Origin of the sequence: Leptolyngbya cf. ectocarpi LEGE 11479, from assembly GCF_015207065.1 — a bacterium.
GTDB classification, from domain to species: domain Bacteria; phylum Cyanobacteriota; class Cyanobacteriia; order Phormidesmidales; family Phormidesmidaceae; genus Leptothoe; species Leptothoe ectocarpi.
Genome location: NZ_JADEXP010000594.1, coordinates 1 through 1,909, shown reverse-complemented (window position 1 = coordinate 1,909; position 1,909 = coordinate 1). Strand labels below are relative to the sequence as shown.

Here is a 1,909-nt window from a genome sequence, read left to right as displayed (position 1 = left end):
GGCCAACAGCAATCCTGCCGTAGATACCCCGGCAATCAGATAGCGAGAATTACGATGAATCCAGGTGGTCGGTTGTTTACGTTTGCGTACCATTTTTCAAAAGATAAAAGAGATAGATCTAAAATTTGTTGCTATTTACCGATTGTTGTTAGGGCAATTTATAGAAGATCGCCCCAAAAACAATCAAATACCCTCGATGGCATAGGCCAAGGTCTGCAATTCCGCCGTGGGCAAATCCGCCACCACGGCATAGAGATAGTTGTCATCGCGCCAAAGCACAATGCCAGTACCATCGGGCTGCTGCAGCGTCAGGTGGGCCGCCTGCAGTTCAGGAAAGTCCTCCTCCGCTAAAACCAGCTGGTAGGCGGACACGGTTTGGTCAGTTTCCAGCTGATAGGTGAGCCGTAGACCCGCCGCTGCCCCCAGCTGACAGTTGCTGCCCCCCAACAAGATGCCCTTTTGAGCAGGCAAGAGGGGCAAGGCGGCCACGGTGGTTTTAAATCCCGTGGATAGGGCCAGGATTTCATCGGGTTGCTTCACCACAAAATCTACCGGACCATCGGGATTGCTAAGGGACTGCCGGTGGTCCTGCAACAGCGTACTGAGCCCGGACCAGGTTTGGGCCAGGTCAGACTGCGGATACTGTGCTTGGAGGCTGCGCACCTGGTGGTTGAGGTGGAGGGTGGCCAAACCGCAAACCATGGCGAGGGCAGCAGCCACGGTGCTCATGGTCCAGGGCAGTCGCGATCGCGGCTGCCTAGTTTTCAATGGCACGGGCTGCCGCTGCGGGGCCAGTTCGGCTTGGGCAGCGGCAAGAATTTGCGATCGCAGCCCCCCCACCGGCTCCACCTCATCCAACCCGTAGGGCATCATCGCCAACGCCGCCTGCAGCGCTGTCACCTCCGCCTGCAGCTCCGGCACCTCCGTCAACAACACCCGAAACGCTTCCGCCTCTGCCGAACTCAGATCCCCTAGCACATAGCCCGCCACCAACTCTTGCCTCTCTTGCGGAGAAAGCGATCCAGTCATGACAAATCCTCCCGCAGCACATCCAGTTGTTTCCGTAGCTGGAGCAGGCCCCGACGAGCCCAGCTCTTCACAGTCCCCAAAGGCACCCCCAACCGTTCCGCAATGTCACGCTGGGACTGGCCCTCGTAATAGCTCAGCTCCAACACTTCTCGCTGCTGCGCTTTGAGGGTGGTCAACGCCTGCCGAACGATGGCACGTTTTTCTTGTTGGGTGATGTGCTTCATGGGGGTGGCCGAGTCAACAACAACCTGATTTTGATGCCACTGGTTTAAATACTTATACTGGGTTGATTGCGATCGCAGCCGATCAATCACGCGCGAGCGGGTCAGGGTGGTCAAATAGCTGGCCAGATTGCCACGGCGAGGATTATAAGACCGGGTACGCATCAGACTCAAAAACACCTCTTGGGTCAAATCTTCAGCCTCGCTCACCCGACGTAACCCTTTCATGGCAATGCCATATACCAAACTGCCATAGCGGTCATAGAGAATGCCCAAAGCAGACACATCCCCGTCCCACAATCGAGTGACCACAGACCCATCGGTCTCATGCTCCATCACAGCTGTTCCCTTTACGGCCTGAGTCACGACTCTACTCATCAGGTTTCACTAGGTATACGGCCACCAGTTCATATCGGATGCGCCCACAGAAAACACGCAAACCATAGAAAAAGGGGAGACAGCCTCCCCAGTTCAGTCACAGCCCTGAGAACAAGGCCCACATAGGTATACGGCTGTGGCCCCTGCAATGGATCTGACTTTTCCTACTAAGTGTTCAAACCCTTGATAGTCATTACTTGTGGCCCATAGCCTGATCATCCGCTAAAGTGAGTGCACCGCTACCCAGGGAGCCACCGATGAGTACAGAGCGCTATGAGCAA

2 protein-coding genes are annotated in these 1,909 nt (G+C 55.7%); both read right to left on the bottom strand.

Annotation, left to right across the window (positions count from 1 at the left end; all coding sequences use genetic code 11):
* Positions 1-183 precede the first annotated feature (183 nt).
* The gene (locus IQ260_RS30265) at positions 184-1,029 is read right to left on the bottom strand and encodes a hypothetical protein (protein ID WP_193996750.1); all 846 of its coding nucleotides are present in this window, start codon (positions 1,027-1,029) and stop codon (positions 184-186) included.
* On the bottom strand, positions 1,026-1,628 hold the full coding sequence (locus IQ260_RS30260) for a sigma-70 family RNA polymerase sigma factor (protein WP_193996749.1): 603 nt from the start codon (positions 1,626-1,628) through the stop codon (positions 1,026-1,028). Before IQ260_RS30260 ends, IQ260_RS30265 begins: the two co-directional genes overlap by 4 nt.
* Positions 1,629-1,909: the final 281 nt, after the last annotated feature.